Here is a 19,167-nt window from a genome sequence, read left to right as displayed (position 1 = left end):
AAGCGGATCGGCCGATCAGTCGGCCTTCGCACATCAAACATCGGCATCACCGGCCTCGGTGACATTCATCAGCTCCCGCGCACCGAGCTCGAGAAGCTCCCGCGCGACGGAGCGGCCGAGTTCTGCGGCGTTCTCCGGGGAGCCCACGGCCCCCGTGCGTATGACGTCGGAACCGTCGATGGCTGCGGCGCAGCCCCGGACGGACAGTTCGTCGAAGATGCGGCCGTCGTCGTCGAGTGATTCGACGACCTCGGCGATGGCGCCGACGGGCGCGGTGCAGCCGGCCTCGAGCTCGGCGAGCAGTGCGCGTTCCGCGGTGACGGCGGCGCGGCTGTTCGGGTCGTCGAGCTCCGACAGGATCGCGACGAGTGCTGTGTTCGCGGACAGGCATTCGACGGCGAGCGCGCCCTGCGCGGGTGCGGGCAGCATCTGGACCGGTTCGATGGACTCGGTGATCAGGTCCAGACGTCCGATCCGCGCCAGGCCCGCGCGGGCCAGGACGACGGCGTCGAGTTCGCCGGACTCGACCTTGCCGAGGCGCCGCTGCAGGTTGCCGCGCAGCGGACGGATGTCGAGGCCGAGGCCCAGCGCCCGGAGCTGCGACGTGCGCCGCGGTGCGGACGTGCCGACCTTCGAACCGGCGGGCAGTTCACCGAGGACCAGTCCGTCGCGGGCCACGAGCGCGTCGCGGGGATCCTCGCGCGGCGGAATGGCGGCGATGGTGAACCGTTCGTCGGGGGCGGTCGGCAGGTCCTTGTAGGAGTGGACGGCCACGTCGACGCGGCCGTCGGCGAGCGCTTCCCGGAGTTCGGCGGTGAAGACGCCGACTCCGATCTTCTCCACCGATTCCATGGACTGGTCGCCCTTGGTCTTGATGATGACGAGCTCGGCGTCGTGCCCGGCCGAGATCAGTGCGTCGCGCACGGTCCCGGCCTGGGTGGTCGCGAGCTCACTCCCACGGGTTCCGATCCGCAGCGTACGGGTGCCGACGGCGCTCATGCCTGCGATTCCTTCCCATGGTTGTCGTCTGTGACGAAGCGGCGCAGGCGCGGGTCCTGGCCGGCGATGAAGCCGTCGGTGATGTCGATGGCGCTCAGGTCGGTGGCGCCGCCGAGGTCGGTGGGCTTGGCGACGGCCTCGACGGATCCGGGGCTGAGTTCGAACAGCTCGCGCAGGGCGGCGGCGTAGGAGTCGCCACCGGGTGCGGAGGCGAGCTGCTTCACCCGGACGGTGGGCGCGTGGAGAAGCTTGTCGACCACTCGCCGCACGGTGCGGGCGACCTCGTCGCGCTCGGGGTCGTCGAGTCCGGGCAGACGCGAATCCAGTCGCATCAGCTCCGCCTCGACCACGTCCGCGGCGCGCTGGCGCAGGGCGGTGACGGTCGGCGTGACCTCCGCCAGCCGCTGGCCGGCGAGGTAGTTGGCGAGCTCGGCGGCGACGATCGTCCGGGCGGCATCGGCGTCGGATGCGGCGGCGCCTGCGGCGGGATCGCGCTGCAGCGATTCCATGTCGAGGACGGTGACCCCGGGCAGACCCGACACGGCGGGCTCCACGTCGCGGGGCAGTCCGAGGTCGCAGATGACGAGGGGGCGTTCGGCGTCGCGGCCGGGCTGTGCCAGCGCGCGGTGGGTGTCCGCGAGCGTGACGACGGCGCCGACCGCGCCGGTACAGGTCACGAGGACATCCGCCTGGGCCATCGCGGCGGGGAGTTCGCTCAGTTCGAGGGCTTCCGCCTCGACGCCGTTGGACCGGGCCGTGTCGGCGAGGTGCTCCGCACGCTCCTTGGTCCGGTTCACGACGACGATGCGGCCGATCCCGGCCCGCGTGAGGTGGGCGACCGACAGGCCGCCCATGGATCCGGCACCGACCACGACGGCGGTGCGTCCGGTCAGTCCGCCGTCGCCGACGATGCCGGCGGCCCGGTCGAGGGCCACGGACACGACGGACGCGCCCGCCGAATCGATACCGGTCTCCGAATGCACCCGCTTGCCGACGCGCAGCGCCTGCTGGGCGAGTTCGTGCAGGGTGCGGCCTGCGGCCTGCTGCGCGTCGGACGACGCGTAGGCGGTCCGGATCTGCCCCAGGATCTGCTGCTCGCCGATCACCATCGAGTCGAGGCCGCTGGCCACGGCGAACAGGTGCTCCGCCGCAGCCTCGCTGTAGCGGACGTACGCGTGCCGGTGCAGATCGGTGAGATCGAGCCCGGAGTGGTCGGCGAGCAATTCGCCGACCTCGGCCAGAGCACCGTGGAACGCATCGACGACGGCGTAGATCTCCACCCGGTTGCAGGTGGAGACGATCATCGCCTCCGAGATGTGCGACGACGCCAGAAGCTTGTCCGTCAACTTCGGGCGATCGGTGTCGGTGACAGCTACCCGCTCGAGAACCGGCACCGGGGCCGTTCTGTGCGAGACCCCGACAAGCAGAACACTCACGGCGCGATCACTGATCCGTTTCTTGGTGCGGTGGACGGGACAGCCGAATGTCCGATGCGGACGCGGGGAGCGGTGGGGACCGACTCCGTGTTGCGTGCGCTGTTGAACGAGAGAACCTGCATTTCGACGGCGAGGTCGACGCGGCGCATCTCGACGTGATCGGGGACGTCGAGCGAGGTCGGCGAGAAGCTGAGGATGCAGCGCAGTCCGGCGCGCACCAGACGGTCGGCGACTTCCTGCGCCGCCTCGTCGGGCGTCGAGATGACGCCGATGGTGGCCTCGAGTTCGGCGCAGGCCTGCTCGAGTTCGTCGACGTGCCGCACGGTGAGGTCGCCTACCGGCGCACCGACCCGCGCCGGGTCGCTGTCGAACAGTCCGACCATGGAGAACCCGCGACGGCCGAAGCCGCCGTAGCCGGCGAGCGCCTGGCCGAGGTTTCCGACGCCGACGAGCACCACTTTGTGTCCGCGGTCCAGGCCGAGCGCGCGTTCGATGCGGGCCCGCAGGCGCGTCACGTCGTAGCCGACGCCGCGCACACCGTTCGGCCCCAGGAAGGAAAGGTCCTTGCGGAGCTTCGCGGAGCCGACACCGGAGGCTGCGGCGAGTTCCTCGCTCGAGACGATGATCGTGCCGCGTTCCGTCAGCACTCCGAGGACCCGCAGGTACGTCGCGAGGCGCGTCACCGTAGCCTGGGGGATGTCCCGCGATTCGGGGAGCGGAGCGGCGCCGGCGACCGAGGGGGCCGGTGACCCGACCATCGACTGCCCGACCGCCCCCGTGACGCCAGGGGCCACAGACCCATGCGTCTGGTGCGTTTCGGTCACGTCGTTGGCTCCTCGTCCGACCGGCATTCGATGCCGTTCTTCACGATGCTCCGGGGAATTGTTCACACCACGGTAACTGCTTGTGAACCCATGCACAAAGTCGCTGCGACTGCGCGACATGCGGTCCTACCTGCACGGCATCGGAAGATCCCACTTTTAGGGTTCCCTTACTTGCGTAAATCCGAGCGAAGGCGCTCTTCGTCGACCTCCCAGTAACTGTGCTCACGTCCGTCGAGCAATACCACCGGCAATCGGTCGCCGAATTCGGCCCGCAATTCGGGGTCCGTGGCCGCCGCCTCGTCGACGTCTATGCACGTCAGTTCCAGCCCGAACTCCTCGCACAGAACCAGCAGCAGCTCGCGGGCCGGCGCGCACGCACCGCACCCCGCCCTCGTGAGAAGCGTCACCTCGTGTCCGCCCGTGCTCATGCCTCGTCACTTCCTTTCGACGCCTCCGGTGGAGTCACTGTGCCGTTTCGGGGTCCGCAGACGCCAATCGGCTCGGAGATGAACGTCACACAGTTCCCTCAGCGCGGCCATCCACCCGCCCCGTCCCCGATTCGGGGGATAGGCTGCTCCCAGAGGCTTCTGCGATACGGGAGGTGCGAGTGCCTGCGCGATCACTACCGAACGGCACGGGTTTCGGTTCAGGTCTGGCGGGGATCATCCTCCCGGGCCGACGCCAGTTCAGGAATCCGCTGGGACCCAGCGAAGCCGAGGTACGTGCCAATGTCGCAGGTGAGGCGAGTGCCGATGCGGCCCTCGCGCTCCACGTCGCGTCCGGCGAGGAAACCGAGCTGGTGGAACACGACGTTCCCCTCGACCTCACTGCGGCCGCGTTCTTCGACGTCGACAACACGATGGTCCAGGGCGCCTCGATCATCCACTTCGCCCGCGGCCTCGCCGCCCGCAAGTACCTGAAGACGTCCGACCTCGTCGACTTCGCGTGGAAGCAGATCAAGTTCCGCATCACCGGCAAGGAGAGCAGCGACGACGTCGCCTCCGGCCGGGAGAAGGCCCTCTCGTTCGTCTCCGGACGGTCGACGGCCGAGCTCGCCCGGCTCGGCGAGGAGATCTACGACGAGGTGATCGCCGACAAGATCTGGCCCGGCACCCGCGCGCTGGCGCAGATGCATCTCGACGCCGGGCAGCAGGTGTGGCTGGTCACCGCGACCCCGGTGGAGCTGGCCCAGGTCATCGCGAAGCGCCTCGGCCTCACCGGTGCCCTCGGCACGGTGGCCGAGAGCGAGGACGGGATGTTCACGGGACGTCTGGTCGGCGACATCCTGCACGGCCTCGGCAAGGCGCACGCCGTGCGCGCCCTGGCCGTCCGCGAGGGGCTCAACCTCAAGCGCTGCACCGCGTACTCGGACAGCCACAACGACGTACCGATGCTGTCGCTGGTCGGCACGGCCGTCGCGATCAACCCCGACACCGACCTGCGCGAACTCGCCAAGAACCGGGGCTGGGAGATCCGCGACTTCCGGACCGGACGCAAGGCCGCCAAGATCGGCGTCCCCACGGCGCTGCTCCTCGGCGCTGCCGGCGGCGCACTCGCCGCGATCGTCGCGCGCCGCCGCGAACAGGCGGCCTGAGCCGCCAGCGGCGGTTCAGCCGAGGAACACGTTCCGGCGCTTCGCGAGGAGCCGGTACAGCGTCTGCTGGATGGTCTCCCGGACGTGGTCGGTGACCTCGAACAGTTCCATCGGGTCGTCGGCCGCCGCCGCGTCGTAGGTGTCGGTGACGATCGGCTTGCCGAACTCGATGTACCACTTCGACGGCAGCGGGACGAGTCCGAGCGGTCCGAAGTGCGGGAACAGCGGGGTCACCGGGAAGTACGGCATCCCCAACAACCGGGCGAGCGTCCCGAGTTCGCCGATCTTCGGGTAGATCTCCTCGGATCCGACGATCGAGCACGGAATGATGGGCGCACCGGTCCGCATGGCGGCGGACACGAAGCCGCCGCGGCCGAACCGCTGCAGCTTGTAGCGTTCGCTGAACGGTTTGCCGATGCCCTTGAAGCCTTCGGGGAACACGGCGGCGACCTCCCCGTCCTGCAGGAGGCGCACGGCGTCCGGGTGGCATGCGAGGGTGTGCCCGGCCTTGCGGGCGACACCGCCGACCAGCGGCATCTCGAAGGCCAGATCGGCGGCCAGCATCCGCAGCGGGCGGTGCGCGGGGTGATGGTCGTGGACGGCGACGGACGTCATCAGACCGTCGATGGGCAGGACACCGGCATGGTTGGCGACCACGAGCGCGCCACCGGTAGACGGGATGTTCTCCAGACCGCTGACCTCGACGCGGAACCACTTGTCGAACAGTGGCCGCAGGATGGGGAGCCACACGTTCTCGGCGAAGTGCGGGTCGTATCCGAAGTCGTCGACGTGATAGTCGCCCGACAGCCGGCGGCGCACGAACTCGGCGGTGTTGACGATCTGCTCGGCCAGGGCGTTGCGGACGGCGTCGACGGCCGAAGTCTCGGTGACGGGCTCGGGTGGGGTGATCACGGCGGGTGGAGGCATCGCGGACGGATGTCGGCTCTCGCTCTGCTCACGCCTCGAACGTCCGATAGCGGCCCCGCGCGCGGCTGTCGCACCGTGCAGCGGAATGACCTTCGCCACTTCGTTCACCTCTCTCCTTTCGCCGTGCCGGTAAGAGCGAGTAGTGCGTTTTCTGCTGCGTCGACCCATTCGTTCTTGATGATCGCCTTGACGCCTGCCGCGCGAGCGAAGTCGTCGAGCGCCTGCATCGAGGTCCACCGTGGCTCGAAGGATAGTTCGCTTCGCATGCGGGTGGTGTCGAGTCCGCAACCGAAGTGGAAGTACTCGAGTTGCTCGGTGGTGTACGACCGCATTACCGGACCCATCAGCGCACGTCCGACGTTGCGGAACAACCCGAACGGCATCGGGACCTCGATCCGCCCGGCGCGGCGGATGGCCTGGGACATCATGACCACGCCGTCGCCGGCGACATTGAACGTGCCCGCCGGGCCCGATACCGTGGCCCGTTCCAGGGCGGCGAGCGCGTCCTCCTCGTGCAGCACCTGCAGGCGTGCGTCGCGTCCGAGAATGGTCGGCACCACCGGTGAGGTGAGGTACTGCGCGACGGTTGCGTTGAGGCGGGGCCCGACCAGTGGTGCGAGGCGGAGAATCGACACCGCGATGTCGGGGCGCCTGCGCCCCATTCCCCGCAGATATCCCTCGATCTCGATGCAGTCCCGTGCGTAGGCGCCCGCGGGACGCCGCCGGGCGCTCATCTCCTCGGTGAACTTGGCGGGGTCCTTGGCGCTGCAGCCGTACACCACGGAGGCCGACCGCAGCACGACTTTCCGGACGGTCGGCGCCTTCTGGCAGACGGCGAACAACTGCATCGCGCCGATGACGTTCATGTCCTTCATGGCCGCGCGACTGCCCGACTTCGGCGGGCGCGCCAGCGTCGAGGCGTGCACGACGGTATCGACCTCGGCGTTGCGAATGACCTTGCCTATCAGGGGATTCCGAATATCGGCGCGCACGAACTCGGCGCGGCCCATGCGGCGCAACATGTCCTTGCTCGGCGACACCGCGTCCACCGCGATGACTCGCTCGATGTCCGGATTCTGAGCGAGCCGGGTGACCAGGTACCCACCCAGAAACCTGCTTGCCCCAGTGACCAGCACGACGCGCGGCACCGCCGTCCGCGTAGTACTGTCTCCGTCACTCACAACCACTAGGACCCCCGATCACGTAGCGAGTGACGTCAACGATACGTGCAGGAGGGGGATGGCGCTCCGCACAACGACAATTGGTCGGTCGCCCACTACGCGGAGGGTGCCGGGTAAACGACGGATGCCCGCCACCGGAGGTGACGGGCATCCAGACGCAACTCTTTACTTACCGAGTTTCCTGCGCTGCACTCGGGTGCGGCGAAGCAGCTTGCGGTGCTTCTTCTTCGACATGCGCTTGCGTCGCTTCTTGATCACTGAACCCATAGCGGGTGTCCCTCACGTTCTTCTCTAGCGTTCCTGCGCACGCCGGTCACGTACGCCTGCGCCGCTCTGGCGCCTGGGCCTCGTTTTAACTAGCTCAGCGCCTTACGACACCAGCTGGCTGGTACGACAGTCGCTAATCGTACCGGTGCGGGTCCGCTCTCTGAAAACTAGGTCGCACCGTTGCCGGCGAAACCGAGGTGACCCTCTTCGTGCCGATCGGTCAACCGGCGTCGAAGTACGAGGTTTCGAGGTAGTCGTGCACTGCTTTCGCATGCACTCTGAACGAGCGGCCCACACGGACGGCGGGCAGTTCGCCGCTGTGCACCAACCGATACACAGTCATCTTGGACACTCTCATCAGCGTCGCTACCTCGGCGACGGTGAGAAATTGCGTTCCGGCCAGGGCCGGTTGTCCGTCCGGGGCCGAGCCCTTGGACGGCTTTTTTGCAGACGTCATCAACCACTTACCTCCGGCACGTCTCGCGCCGCCGGCTTCCCCTCCGGCGGAACAGACACGCACGTGCTACTTCGAGCTTAGCGGGACGGATGGGGTTACTGCGACGGGTGTGGGCAATCGAATATTCATTCGGTCGACGTGCCGAGTTCGGCGGAACGAATCCTCGCGGCTTCGAGAGCGTCGAAAAAGGCTGTTCGGAGCCCGTTTCCCTCCAGTCGGCGGATCGCGGCCGCGGTGGTTCCGCCGGGCGAGGTCACGGCGGCACGGAGTTCGGTCGCGCTCTCCCCCGACCTGTCGAGCATCGCCGCGGAGCCGACCATGGTCTGCACGACCAGCTCGGAAGCGGTCGCCCGGGTCAGTCCGAGCCCGACGCCCGCGTCGATCATGGCCTCGGCGACCAGAAAGAAATAGGCAGGACCGGAGCCGGAGACGGCGGTGACGGCGTCGATCTGCGATTCGGGGACGACGACGACCTTGCCGACCGACGACAGGACGCCGCGCACCAGTTCGAGGTGCTCCTTCTTCACGTGCCTGCCGGGGGCGAGCACGCTGACGCCCTCACCGACCAGCATGGGCGTGTTGGGCATGACCCGGACCACCGGGAACCCGGCGGGCAGTCTCGTCTCGTAGAAGGCGGTGGGGATACCCGCAGCGAGTGACACGAGCAGCTGCTCGCGCTCGCCGTCGAGCTCCACCTTGGACACCTCGGTGAGCGCGGCCTCGACGTCGCCCGGCTTGACGGCCATCACGATGACGTCGGCGCCTTCCGCGGCGTCGGAGGGGGTGGTGACCCGCACCGCGTACGCCGCGGCCAGCTCGTCGGCGCGCGCCGGATGCTGCTCGGCCACCACCAGATCCTTGACGGCGTGACCTGCCTGCAGAAGCCCCGAGATGAGGGCCTCGCCGATCTTGCCGCCTCCGATTACCGCAATTCTCGTCATGCCGAACAGCCTGCCACGACGCTCCGCGGCGCCTTCCTAGCGGGGGATCATCGCCAACTGCCGGCTCTGCACGACGATCGCCCCGGTCGAGTCGAGCACGGTGTGATCCTCCTCGAACCACGCACCGCCGAGCACCGTGCTGCTGGCCATCACGCGCAGCCACCCCGGCGCCGGCTGCCTGCGCAGGTACGTGGTCAGCTGCACCGTGGGCGCCCAGCCGAACATGCCGCGGTTCATCGTCACGGGGGCGCTGATGTCTCCGGTCATGATCGCGAACAGGGCAGCCGTGTCGGGGTCGTCCTCGTCGCCCGCGCGCGGTCGCACCCACATGCGCACCTCGGGTTCGCCCTGGTTGCCGGTCAGGAAGTGCGCCGACGTCCCGTCCACCCGCATGTCGCAGCCCTGCGACACGTGGACGATCTTTCCCATCGGATGGTCGGCCGTGAGCACGACGGCGTCGGTGGGCGGTTCCACCGGGAGCTGGGACAGGGCGTGGACTCCGCTGTACTGCGGCTCCCCCGCGTCGGGGACGCCGAGCGTGACCGACGCGTGCACGGCCACTCGGTCGCCCTGCTTCAGCTCCACGTCGACGAACGACACCTGCTTGCCCTGCTTGCGGACCGTCGTCGACAGCGTCACCTCACCGGGGTCGGGGGCGGACAGGTAGTTGGCACCGACCGCGAGGGGCTGCACCCGGGACAGCTCGGCGTCGCCGCTCTCGTCGAGCAGTCGTCTGCGGGCCGCGGCCGCGCACAGCGACATCATCGAGCCGCCGTGCACCTTGGGGCCGATCGTCCAGATCGGGTCGATCGACGCCTGATAGGTCCCGTCACCGGCAGCGGTGAGGACGTTGAGGTCGCGGAAGGGAGTTGAGCTCACTGCTGATCCTGTTCTTCGGGGTTCCGGAGGCGCTTCTGCGCGAGGTCCTGGTGTGCGAGGCGGCGCATCGCGGCGATCACCGGCTCGTAGATGGCGGTGCCGAGCACCGCGTAGCGGATCGCGTCCTCGGTCGATTCGGTGGGCATGAGTCCGATGTCGATCTCGGCGATCCCGCGCACGTGCCGCCCGTAGGCGTCGAGTCGCTCGTCGGTCATCGGGATGCCGGCCTCTTCGAGCCCCTCGAGCGCACGTTCGAGCTGTCCGACCGCGACGTACCGCGGGTCGTACACCTGCCCGAGCCTGTCGAGGACGGCGCGTGCCCGCGGGAACTCGTCCCCGTCGTCGACGGCGGCGTCGAGGTAGGGCGGGAGTTGCGCGATGGCCTCGCCGAGCACCTCGAACAGCGAGCCGTCGGGATGGTCGACGAGCCGGAGGATCTCCCGGATGCGCGGAATCGGGAGTCCGGCCCCGGCGAGCGCCTTGACGAGGCCGAGTCGCTCGACGTGCTTCTCGCCGTACCGGGCCTGGGTGGCGCTCGTCGCCTCGCCGGGCATCAGCAGACCTTCGCGCAGGTAGTACTTCACCGTCGCGAGTGGAATGCCGGTACGGGCGACCAACTCGGAAACGCGCACGGCCCCTCCTCCGGCTCATCGACTGTCGACCTCGGATACCCAGCACTAGATACTGAGACTATCCAATATGGCGACGAGCTTACCGCAGCAGGAAGGCGGCAGATAGGTCAGGTGTCGTCGTGATCGCCACCGGAGTGGCTGCGGGGCGACCCCGAGGCGGCGCGGCCCGGCTCGAGGTGCTCACGGGCGAAGGCCAGCGCCTGCGCGAGCATCGACGACCGTTCCCGCTGCGTCCGGGCGTTCTGTGTGTTGATCTCGATCACCGCCTGCCCGTCGAATCCGGTGTCGACGAGATGCCGGCACAACTGCGCGCAGGGCTGGGCTCCGTGGCCGGGGATGAGGTGCTCGTCCATCGACGCGCCGCGGCCGTCGGCGAGGTGGAGATGAGCGAGGCCCTCCCCCATACGCTCCGCCAGCTTCATCGCATCCATGCCTGCCGTCGCCGTGTGCGACAGGTCCAGGGTGTAGTGGGCGTGTCCCGAATCGGTGGGGTCGTAGGACGGGCTGAACGCCGACAGCGCCGCCCCCGGTCCGCCCCGCCTCCGGAGCCGCTGCGCGGATCGCTCCTTGCTGCCGAAGAAGCCGTCCGCCCGCATGGGGAACATGTTCTCCACCGCGACGATCACGTCGCTGCGCTGTTCCAGGTCGGCCACCTGATCGGCGAAACCCTCGGCGTACCGGCGCTGCCAGCGGAACGGGGGGTGCACCACGACACTCGTCGCCCCGAGCGACTCGGCGGTGCGCACGGAACGCTCCAGCTTCGCGACCGGGTCGGCGCCCCACACCCGCTGCGAGATGAGCAGGCACGGCGCGTGGATCGCCTGAACCGGAATCGCGTACCTGCGCACCAGCCCGGCCACGGCCCCGACGTCCTGGCTGACCGATTCGGCCCACACCATCAGTTCGACGCCGTCGTACCCCAGATCGGCTGCGTACCGGAACGCCGCCTCCGTGTTCTCCGGGTACACCGAGGCCGTCGACAGGCCCACCAGCACCTTCCGCCCGCGCGGTGACCGTCGAACCTGCCCGTGCCCACTGTCCCCGACCATGAGCAACTCAGCCCGACGCAAGCATGAAGGCTAACGGCCCCAGAGTGACGATCATCCCGACCACGACGGCGATCACAAAGCTGGTGATGTCGTCGGTGCGACGCAGGATGCGGACCATCGCGACCAGGCCCACGATGACGAGCAGCGCCAGGATCAGCGCGACCCACGGAAAGACGTCCCACAGCTTCTCGAAGCCCTTGAAGAGCAGGGCGCCGGCGATCACGGCTACGACACCCTGACCGATGAGGACGGCCCACTCACGAGTGGAGTTCTCGCCTGCCTCGTCCTTCTTGCCTGCCTTCTCCGCTTTCGCGGCCTCGGCCTTCTCGGCCTTCGCCTCCTTGCGGGAACGGCGAGGGCTCTCGGGCTTCTGAGTGTCGCCCTCGTGCTTCTCCGTGTCCGCGTCGTCGGTGGCGGCCTCGATGAGTTCCGTCTCCTCGCCCGCGTTCGCCGCCTCCGAGTCCCGGGACTGCCGCATCAGGTCGCCGGCCAGCGTCGAGCCGGACAGCAGTGCGGGTTCCGGCTTCGCCTTGGCGGAAGCCTCGGGCTTCGGCGTCTTCACGAACTTCGACGCGCCGTTCGACGGTGCCGCGGCACCCGCCGTCGCGGGGGTTCCGGGCTTCGCCGGCGCCTCGGGCTTCGCCGGGACCGCGGGCTTCGCGGGCGCGTCGGACTTCGCCGCCGGTGCGGTCTCGGCCGCCGGGGTGTCGGTCTTCGGCGCCGGCTTCACGCGGGGAGCGGCGACGGTCGGGGCGGGCTCCGCCTTCTTCACGGCCGGGGCGGCCACGGTGGGCGCCGGTGCGGGCGCGGCTGCCTCGGGCGCCGGCCGTTCCTTCTGGACGGATCGGCTGACCCAGGTTCCCTGGTGATCACGCGACGTCCCACCCGCCACCACTCCGCGGCCGCGGCCGGCGGGGCGACTGGCGATGGGCTCGTCGTCATCGTCGTCGTCGTCGACGGGAGCCTTGAACGCTGCGGTGCGCTCGTCGGCGCGCGCGGACGGCGCCGACGGTGCGGACGCGCGGGGCGGCTCGGGCGCGGCGGGTTCCGGTTCGGGTTCGGGTTCGAGTGCCCGCGAATCGGACGGATCCCGGACCACCGGAATTTCACCGGTCAGCTCGGCGACGGAGATTCCCCCCTTGACGCCGCGACGACGCCGCCCGCCCCGGGACTCCACCTGCTGCCCGTTGCGTTTGAGCAGCTCTGACACAGAGATCTGCTGACTGTCCTCGGTCATCGAGCACCCACCATCAATTCACCGCCCATTTCCGTATCGAGCTTGCGGAGGATCAAACCCTCACGCAGAGCCCAGGGGCAGATTTCCAGTTCCTCCACGCCCAGTGCTCTCATGCTGGCCTCCGCAACGAGTGCTCCGGCCACGATCTGCTGCGACCTGTCGGAGCTCACCCCTTCCAATTCTGCACGGTCCGAGGCCGTCATCCGCGAAATGAAAGCTATGAGTTGCCTGAGACCGCTGGCGGTGAGGGTGCGCTTGACCCGCGGGCCGGCGCCGGACGGCGCTGCGCCCGTCAGCCGGGCCAGCGAGCGGAACGTCTTGGACGTGCCGACCGCCCGATCCCACTGTCCCGCCGCGCGCAGTTCCTTCGACGGGACGGTCAGTTCGGCGTCCAGCCAATCCCTCAGCACCGCCACGCGACGCTTGCCCGGCGGGTCGGCCTCGAGCCAATCCCGGGTGAGCCGTCCCGCGCCGAGTTGCAGCGACAGCGCGACGTCCGGGTCCTCGTCGCCGCCCGCCGTCAGCTCGAGGGATCCGCCGCCGATGTCGAGGTTCAGGATGCGGCCCGCGCTCCACCCGAACCAGCGGCGCACGGCGAGGAACGTCAGCCGAGCCTCGTCGACACCCGACAGAACCTCGAGCGTCACTCCGGTCTCGGCGTGTACCCGCTCGAGCACGGCGTCCGAATTGTTGGCGTCGCGCACGGCCGACGTGGCGAACGCCATCAGCTCACCGCACCCCGACGTCTTCGCGATGCTGGCGAAGTCTGCCACCGTCGAGACCAGGCGATCTGCACCCTGGGAGGTGATGTCACCCCGGTCGTCGGTGTTCTCCGCCAACCGCAGAGTCGACTTGGTCGAACTCATCGGTGTGGGGTGGCCGCCCCTGTGGGCGTCCACTACGAGAAGATGGACGGTGTTGCTTCCGACGTCGAGTACCCCTAGTCGCACATTGACACGGTACTGGGTCTACCGTCGGGCTTTGTGACAGCACGTAAAGCAGGGCGTTCACACAAGATGACACCCAGCCCGGAAGTACCCCTCGACTTCGCTCGCGAATGGGTCGAATTTCCCGATCCCGACAACAGCGAGCACATCATCGCCGCGGACATGACGTGGCTGCTCTCCCACTGGACCTGCGTGTTCGGCACCCCCGCCTGCCAGGGCATCATCGGCGACCGGCCGGACGACGGCTGCTGCTCCCACGGCGCGTTCCTCTCCGACGAGGAGGACCTGGAGAAGCTGAACAAGTCAGTGAAGATGCTCACACCCGAGGACTGGCAGTTCATGGAGAAGGGTCTCGGCAAGAAGGGTTACGTCGAGGAGGACGACCTCGAGGACGAGCCCGCGCTGCGCACCCGCCGCTACCACGGCGCCTGCATCTTCCTGAACCGTCCCGGCTTCGAGGGCGGCGTAGGTTGCGCGCTCCACTCGATGGCCCTCAAGCGCGGGATCGAGCCTCTCGAGGTCAAGCCCGACGTGTGCTGGCAGCTCCCGATCCGCCGCACCCAGGAGTGGGTGGAACGCCCGGACGGCGAGCAGATCCTCAAGACCACCATCAGCGAGTACGACCGGCGCGGCTGGGGTGAGGGCGGCTCGGACCTGGACTGGTACTGCTCCGGCTCCCCCGACGCCCACGTCGGCGTCAAGGCCGTCTGGCAGTCGTACGCACCCGAGTTGACGGAACTGCTCGGCAAGGCGGCGTACTCGGAGTTGGCGAGGATGTGCAAGCGCAGGGCAGGCCTCGGCCTCGTCGCCGTGCACCCCGCCACCGCCGCCGCCCAGCGGAAGGCCGCCGAGTAACGCATCAGACCCATCGGTCGATTTACCCGTCACGGCCCCATTCCGGGCACAGCCATGACGGGAGAGATCATGTTCGCTCGAATTCTGACAGGTGCCCTGTTGACCGCCGCCGCGACGCTTGCCCTCGCGCCGACCGCGTCCGCCCAGCCGACCCCGGACTGGAACACCTTCTACGACAAGACGGCGAACTTCGTCGCACCGTTCGATCCGGGTGCGTTCGGCGACAAGGGTGACCGGGCGCTCGTGCTGAGCCCGTACGGAACCGGCCGGGTCATCGAGTGCAAGGGCGACGGGCACTACGTCGCGGTCTACTGCAGGCAGTTCGACGACCAGGGTCGCGAACACGCCCTCACGCAGGTCATCTCGGCGCCGTTCCGCGGTGTCTACGTGTACAACCCGTTCTGACGCACGCCCACGAATTCGTCAGCCTCACACGCAATTGCGTGTGCGGCTGACGAATTCTTCTGTAACCGTGGCGGATCGGCGTCCGCTCACGCCTCCAGTTTGTAGCCCAGGCCTCGGACGGTGACGAGATGCTCCGGCTTGGCCGGGTCGGTCTCGATCTTCGAACGCAGACGCTTGACGTGCACGTCGAGGGTCTTGGTGTCGCCGACGTAGTCCGCGCCCCACACCCGGTCGATCAGCTGCCCGCGGGTGAGCACCCGGCCCGAGTTCCGCAGCAGGTACTCGAGGAGGTCGAACTCCTTGAGCGGCAGCGTGACAGCCTCGCCGTTCACCTGGACCACGTGACGTTCGACGTCCATCCGGACCGGCCCCGCCTCGAGGACGGCCGAGTCCTGCGCGACGTCGAGTTCGCTGTCGACGCCGCGGCGCAGCACCGCGCGGATGCGGGCGATCAGTTCCCGCGCCGAGTACGGCTTGGTCACGTAGTCGTCGGCGCCGAGTTCGAGGCCCACCACCTTGTCGATCTCACTGTCCCGTGCCGTCACCATGATGACGGGGACACCGGACCGGCTGCGGAGTTGCTTGCAGACGTCCGTGCCGCTCATGCCGGGCAGCATGAGGTCGAGGAGGACGATGTCGGCACCGGCCCGGTCGAACTCGGCGAGCGCGGACGGTCCGTCGCCGACGATCGTCGTCTCGAACCCTTCCTTGCGTAACAGGAATGCCAATGGGTCGGCCAGTGACTCCTCGTCTTCCACGATCAGCACACTTGTCATCGCTTGGCCTCCATACCGGTTTCTCTCTTCCCGACGTTTCCGCTCTCGGCGTCCACTGTCTCGATGTGTGCAGGAATCTGCAGGGTAAACGTCGAACCTGTTCCGGGCTTGCTCCACAGGTCGATGGATCCGTTGTGGTTGGCGGCCACGTGTTTGACGATCGCGAGACCGAGTCCCGTTCCGCCGGTCGCGCGGGCGCGCGCCTTGTCGACGCGGAAGAAGCGTTCGAACACGCGCTCCTGGTCGGCCTTGGCGATGCCTTCGCCGCGGTCGGTCACCGAGATCGCCACGTTGTCGCCGCGGATCGACCGGCTCACCGACACCGGGGCGCCCTTCGGCGAATAGGCGATCGCGTTCTGGACCAGATTGGACAGGGCGGTGACGAGCAGGGCGCGGTCGCCGAGCACCTCGTAGCCGCTGTTGTGGTCCGTGGTGACGGCGATCCCGGCGGCTTCCGCGGAGATCTTGCAACGCTGCAGCGCCTCGTCCACCACCTCGTCGACGGAGACGGCTTCGAGGTCGGGCAGTTTCTCGGCGCCCTGCAGCCGCGACAGCGCGATCAGTTCGGTGACCATCTTGCCGAGCCGGACGGATTCACTGAGCACGCGTTCGCCGAAGTGCCGGACCGACTCGGGGTCGTCCGCCGATTCGAGGAGTGCCTCCGCCAGCAGACCCATCGCGCCGACCGGGGTCTTGAGTTCGTGGCTGACGTTGGCGACGAAGTCGCGGCGGGTCGCTTCCATCCGGACTTGCTCGGAGTCGTCGTCGGCGAACAGGACCACGAAGTTGTGGTCTTCCTTGCTGAGCAGACGTGCGGTGCCGCGCACCGCGATCCGATCCCGTCCCCGCTGCGGGTTCTTGGTACTCAGGTCGACCTCGACGGGTTCGCCGGTTTCGAGGACCCGGAGCGCCGCCACCCACGCACGGTCGTCGACGAGCCGGTTCCGCACCAGGCCCAGCTCCTCCGCCCGGGGGTTGAACAGGACGACGTCGTGGAACTGGTCGACCACGGCGATGCCGCTCTCGGAGGCCAGCACGATCAGGTCGAGGACCTGCGACATCGTGAGCCCGGACTTCTCTTCCATCCGCTGCGCCTGCCGGGTGGACAGCATGGGGATCAGCACGCCACCGACGAGGTAACCGACGAAGCCGCCCACGATGGCAAGCAAGACGGCTTGAACAACACTCACGCCTGAATCGTACGTTCGCGGGGCGGGCCGGTTACGCAGGGTCCAGGCATTTCCGCGCACGTCACACGCGGGAACCGGAGTCTTCGTCCGCAGTTAACCTGCCGTTGGCCGGACGTCCCGCGAACGGGACGTCCGGCCGGGCGCACGGCTTACTTCCCGCCCTGGTTCGCGACCGCGGCGGCGCCCGCGGCGGCGGCTTCGGGGTCGAGGTACGTGCCGCCGGGGTTGAGCGGCTTCAGGTTCTCGTCCAGGTCGTAGCGCAGCGGGATGCCCGTCGGGATGTTCAGGCCCGCGATGTCCTCGTCGGAGATTCCGTCGAGGTGCTTGACGAGGGCGCGCAGCGAGTTGCCGTGCGCGGTGATCAGCACGGTCTTGCCGGCCTTCAGGTCGGCGGAGATGGTGTCTTCCCAGTACGGGATCAGGCGGTCGACGACGTCCTTCAGGCACTCCGTCAGCGGGACCTCGTCGAGGTTCGCGTAGCGGGGGTCGGTGTCCTGGCTGTATTCGCTGCCTGCCTCGATCGGCGGCGGCGGGGTGTCGTAGCTGCGGCGCCACAGCATGAACTGCTCGTCGCCGTACTTGTCCTTGACCTGCGCCTTGTTGCGTCCTTGCAGGGCACCGTAGTGGCGCTCGTTGAGACGCCAGTCGCGGGTGACGGGAATCCAGTGCCGGTCGGCGGTGTCGAGCGCGATGTTGGCGGTGCTGATCGCGCGGCGCAGCAGCGACGTGTACAGCACGTCGGGGAGCAGGTTGTGCTCGAGCAGCAATTCGCCGGCGCGCTTGCCCTCGGCGATGCCCTTATCGGTCAGGTGGACGTCCACCCAGCCGGTGAACAAGTTGAGCGCATTCCATTCGCTCTCGCCGTGGCGGAGCAGCACAAGGGTTCCGGTACTCATGCCGTTCATCCTGGCATGCCTCCCGGAACCCTCGCGCCGTGAACCCCTGCCGTCAGCTCCGGCCGGCCTCGCTGGCCCGCAGATCCTTGCGGAGGATCTTGCCCGCGGCGGACTTCGGCACCAGGTCGATGAACTCGACCTTGCGGACCTTCTTGTGCGGCGACACCCGCTCGGCGACGAACGCGATGACCGCGGCCTCGTCCAATTCGGCACCGGGCTGGCGGACGACGAACGCCTTCGGCACCTCCTCACCCTCGTCGTCGAGAACCCCGATGACGGCGGCGTCGGCGATCTGCGGGTGCGTCAACAACAATGCCTCCAGTTCGGCGGGCGGCACCTGGTAGCCCTTGTACTTGATCAGCTCCTTCATCCGGTCCACGATCGTCACGACGCCCTCGGCGTCGACGGTCGCGATGTCGCCGGTGTGCAGGTACCCGTCCGCATCCAGGGTCTCCGCGGTCGCCGCCTCGTTGCCGAGGTACCCGGCCATGATGTTCGGGCCCTTGCACCACAGCTCACCCGGTTCGCTGACCCCGTCGGCCGGGTAGGCGACCTCCTCGCCGGTGGCCGGGTCGACCAGCTTGCATTCCATGTTCGCGATCGACGGCCCCACCGAGTCCAGGGCGATGTCGTCGCGGTCGAATGGAATCGCATGCGAGACCGGGCTCATCTCCGACATCCCGTAGCCCTGCCGCACCCGGCAGCCGAGCCGGTTGGCGACGGCCTTGCCCAGTTCCTGATCGAGCGGGGCGGCGCCGGAGAAGATCGAATGCACGCTCGACAGGTCGTACTCGTCGACCAGCGGGTGCTTGGCCAACGCCACCGCGACCGGTGGGGCGATGAACACATACGTGCACTTCTGCCCGGACACGATCGACAGGAATTCGACCAGGTCGAACTTCGGCATCGTCACCAAGCTCGCCCGGTTGTACAGGGCGGCGTTCAGCAGCACCGTCATCCCGTAGATGTGGAAGAACGGCAACACCGCCAGCAGTTTGTCGTCGGCGCCGATGCCCATCCGCGGGTTGATCTGGCAGACATTCGCCACCAGGTTGCGGTGCGTGAGCATCACCCCCTTGGGCCGGCCGGTGGTCCCGGACGAATACGGCAGCACCGCCAGCTGGGTGGCCGGGTCGAACGACACGTCGGGGGCGGGGGCGCCCTCGGCCAGCAGATCTTTCAGCGACGGGTGCCCGTCGGCGCCGTCGAGGACGATCACGTTCTCTACCGGAATCCCGACCTTCGCGGCCGCGGCCTTGGCCTGCGGCAGCAGCGGGGAGACGGTGAACAGGAACTTCGCCTTCGAGTCGGTGAGCTGCTTGGCGATGTCCTCGGCGGTGTAGAGGGCGTTGATGGTGGTCGCGACACCACCGGCCCGGAGGATCCCGTGGAACACCGACGCGAACGCGGGAACGTTCGGCGAGTGCAGACCCACCACCTCGCCGACGGCGAGACCGCGCGCGGCCAGCGCCCCGGCCACCCCGTTGATCTGGGCGACCAGCGACTGGTAGGTGGTGACCGCGCCGGAGGCACCGTCGATCAGCGCAGGCCGGTCCCCATCGGCCGGATCGACCTGGCCGAAGAGGAAATCGTAGACACTGAGGTTCGGAATCTCGACGTCCGGAAACGGGCTCTTGAAGCTCACTGGGGCCTCTCCCTCGAAGTGTTGCAGCAG

General features: G+C 68.4%; 21 protein-coding genes. 3 read left to right on the top strand and 18 right to left on the bottom strand.

The genetic code is table 11. The features are described 5' to 3' along the window. Positions 1-33: 33 nt before the first annotated feature. The 4 genes from hemC to ACNJ7E_RS29320 all read right to left on the bottom strand — a co-directional run bounded on the left by hemC (position 34) and on the right by ACNJ7E_RS29320 (position 3,687). Positions 34-999: a hydroxymethylbilane synthase gene (gene hemC / locus ACNJ7E_RS29335; RefSeq protein WP_280779884.1), complete on the bottom strand. Its 966-nt coding sequence runs from the start codon at positions 997-999 to the stop codon at positions 34-36. Next, complete coding sequence (locus ACNJ7E_RS29330) at positions 996-2,435, bottom strand: glutamyl-tRNA reductase (RefSeq protein ID WP_016882766.1); 1,440 nt, start codon at positions 2,433-2,435, stop codon at positions 996-998. Before ACNJ7E_RS29330 ends, hemC begins: the two co-directional genes overlap by 4 nt. Next, the gene (locus ACNJ7E_RS29325) at positions 2,432-3,286 is read right to left on the bottom strand and encodes a redox-sensing transcriptional repressor Rex (protein ID WP_029539322.1); all 855 of its coding nucleotides are present in this window, start codon (positions 3,284-3,286) and stop codon (positions 2,432-2,434) included. Before ACNJ7E_RS29325 ends, ACNJ7E_RS29330 begins: the two co-directional genes overlap by 4 nt. A 140-nt stretch (positions 3,287-3,426) precedes the next feature. Further along, positions 3,427-3,687 (bottom strand): glutaredoxin family protein, encoded by a 261-nt coding sequence (locus ACNJ7E_RS29320; protein ID WP_009474734.1) that lies wholly within the window; start codon positions 3,685-3,687, stop codon positions 3,427-3,429. Between the two features lie 179 nt (positions 3,688-3,866). Here ACNJ7E_RS29320 and ACNJ7E_RS29315 point away from each other — a divergent pair, with 179 nt between their 5' ends. Continuing rightward, complete coding sequence (locus tag ACNJ7E_RS29315) at positions 3,867-4,853, top strand: HAD family hydrolase (protein WP_283352852.1); 987 nt, start codon at positions 3,867-3,869, stop codon at positions 4,851-4,853. A gap of 15 nt (positions 4,854-4,868) precedes the next feature. On the opposite strand, the gene ACNJ7E_RS29310 is transcribed toward ACNJ7E_RS29315, so the two are convergent. The 10 genes from ACNJ7E_RS29310 to ACNJ7E_RS29265 all read right to left on the bottom strand — a co-directional run bounded on the left by ACNJ7E_RS29310 (position 4,869) and on the right by ACNJ7E_RS29265 (position 13,373). Continuing rightward, a complete protein-coding gene (locus ACNJ7E_RS29310) occupies positions 4,869-5,888 on the bottom strand; it encodes a lysophospholipid acyltransferase family protein (protein ID WP_016882763.1) in 1,020 nt (339 codons plus the stop codon). Beyond that, complete coding sequence (locus ACNJ7E_RS29305) at positions 5,885-6,928, bottom strand: NAD-dependent epimerase/dehydratase family protein (RefSeq protein WP_009474737.1); 1,044 nt, start codon at positions 6,926-6,928, stop codon at positions 5,885-5,887. The genes ACNJ7E_RS29310 and ACNJ7E_RS29305 overlap by 4 nt, the downstream gene beginning before the upstream one ends. 198 nt (positions 6,929-7,126) lie before the next feature. Then, the gene (locus ACNJ7E_RS29300) at positions 7,127-7,228 is read right to left on the bottom strand and encodes a 30S ribosomal protein bS22 (RefSeq protein ID WP_003402602.1); all 102 of its coding nucleotides are present in this window, start codon (positions 7,226-7,228) and stop codon (positions 7,127-7,129) included. Between the two features lie 220 nt (positions 7,229-7,448). Beyond that, complete coding sequence (locus tag ACNJ7E_RS29295) at positions 7,449-7,685, bottom strand: helix-turn-helix domain-containing protein (protein ID WP_005258384.1); 237 nt, start codon at positions 7,683-7,685, stop codon at positions 7,449-7,451. A gap of 125 nt (positions 7,686-7,810) precedes the next feature. Further along, positions 7,811-8,626, bottom strand: a complete 816-nt coding sequence (proC, locus tag ACNJ7E_RS29290) for a pyrroline-5-carboxylate reductase (protein WP_418341617.1) — start codon at positions 8,624-8,626, stop codon at positions 7,811-7,813. A 36-nt stretch (positions 8,627-8,662) separates the two neighbouring features. Then, the gene (locus tag ACNJ7E_RS29285; protein WP_418341616.1) at positions 8,663-9,505 is read right to left on the bottom strand and encodes a thioesterase family protein; all 843 of its coding nucleotides are present in this window, start codon (positions 9,503-9,505) and stop codon (positions 8,663-8,665) included. Further along, on the bottom strand, positions 9,502-10,137 hold the full coding sequence (locus ACNJ7E_RS29280; protein ID WP_418341615.1) for a MerR family transcriptional regulator: 636 nt from the start codon (positions 10,135-10,137) through the stop codon (positions 9,502-9,504). The genes ACNJ7E_RS29285 and ACNJ7E_RS29280 overlap by 4 nt, the downstream gene beginning before the upstream one ends. Positions 10,138-10,244: 107 nt before the next feature. Then, positions 10,245-11,186, bottom strand: coding sequence for a sugar phosphate isomerase/epimerase family protein (locus ACNJ7E_RS29275; protein WP_011594910.1), 942 nt, complete (start codon positions 11,184-11,186; stop codon positions 10,245-10,247). A gap of 7 nt (positions 11,187-11,193) precedes the next feature. Further along, positions 11,194-12,423, bottom strand: a complete 1,230-nt coding sequence (locus tag ACNJ7E_RS29270; protein WP_418341614.1) for a hypothetical protein — start codon at positions 12,421-12,423, stop codon at positions 11,194-11,196. Beyond that, positions 12,420-13,373, bottom strand: coding sequence for a Ppx/GppA family phosphatase (locus tag ACNJ7E_RS29265; RefSeq protein ID WP_105415996.1), 954 nt, complete (start codon positions 13,371-13,373; stop codon positions 12,420-12,422). Before ACNJ7E_RS29265 ends, ACNJ7E_RS29270 begins: the two co-directional genes overlap by 4 nt. A 66-nt stretch (positions 13,374-13,439) precedes the next feature. On the opposite strand from ACNJ7E_RS29265, the gene ACNJ7E_RS29260 reads away from it, so the two are divergent. Then, positions 13,440-14,225, top strand: a complete 786-nt coding sequence (locus tag ACNJ7E_RS29260; protein WP_418341613.1) for a DUF3109 family protein — start codon at positions 13,440-13,442, stop codon at positions 14,223-14,225. 69 nt (positions 14,226-14,294) lie between these two features. Continuing rightward, positions 14,295-14,630 (top strand): hypothetical protein, encoded by a 336-nt coding sequence (locus ACNJ7E_RS29255; RefSeq protein ID WP_317570141.1) that lies wholly within the window; start codon positions 14,295-14,297, stop codon positions 14,628-14,630. Positions 14,631-14,716: 86 nt separating this feature from the next. On the opposite strand, the gene ACNJ7E_RS29250 is transcribed toward ACNJ7E_RS29255, so the two are convergent. From ACNJ7E_RS29250 to ACNJ7E_RS29235, 4 genes are all read right to left on the bottom strand, one after another. Next, complete coding sequence (locus ACNJ7E_RS29250) at positions 14,717-15,406, bottom strand: response regulator transcription factor (protein WP_005251956.1); 690 nt, start codon at positions 15,404-15,406, stop codon at positions 14,717-14,719. Continuing rightward, the gene (locus ACNJ7E_RS29245; protein WP_280779878.1) at positions 15,403-16,596 is read right to left on the bottom strand and encodes a sensor histidine kinase; all 1,194 of its coding nucleotides are present in this window, start codon (positions 16,594-16,596) and stop codon (positions 15,403-15,405) included. The genes ACNJ7E_RS29250 and ACNJ7E_RS29245 overlap by 4 nt, the downstream gene beginning before the upstream one ends. 149 nt (positions 16,597-16,745) lie before the next feature. Continuing rightward, positions 16,746-17,501, bottom strand: a complete 756-nt coding sequence (locus ACNJ7E_RS29240; protein WP_280779877.1) for a phosphoglyceromutase — start codon at positions 17,499-17,501, stop codon at positions 16,746-16,748. 43 nt (positions 17,502-17,544) lie between these two features. Continuing rightward, positions 17,545-19,137, bottom strand: coding sequence for an AMP-binding protein (locus ACNJ7E_RS29235; RefSeq protein ID WP_418341676.1), 1,593 nt, complete (start codon positions 19,135-19,137; stop codon positions 17,545-17,547). Positions 19,138-19,167: the final 30 nt, after the last annotated feature.

Origin of the sequence: Rhodococcus mengyinensis (genome assembly GCF_048381435.1) — a bacterium.
Lineage (GTDB): Bacteria > Actinomycetota > Actinomycetes > Mycobacteriales > Mycobacteriaceae > Rhodococcus_F > Rhodococcus_F opacus_D.
Note: the sequence above shows the minus strand (reverse complement) of the source record. Positions and strands in the feature narration are given on the sequence as shown.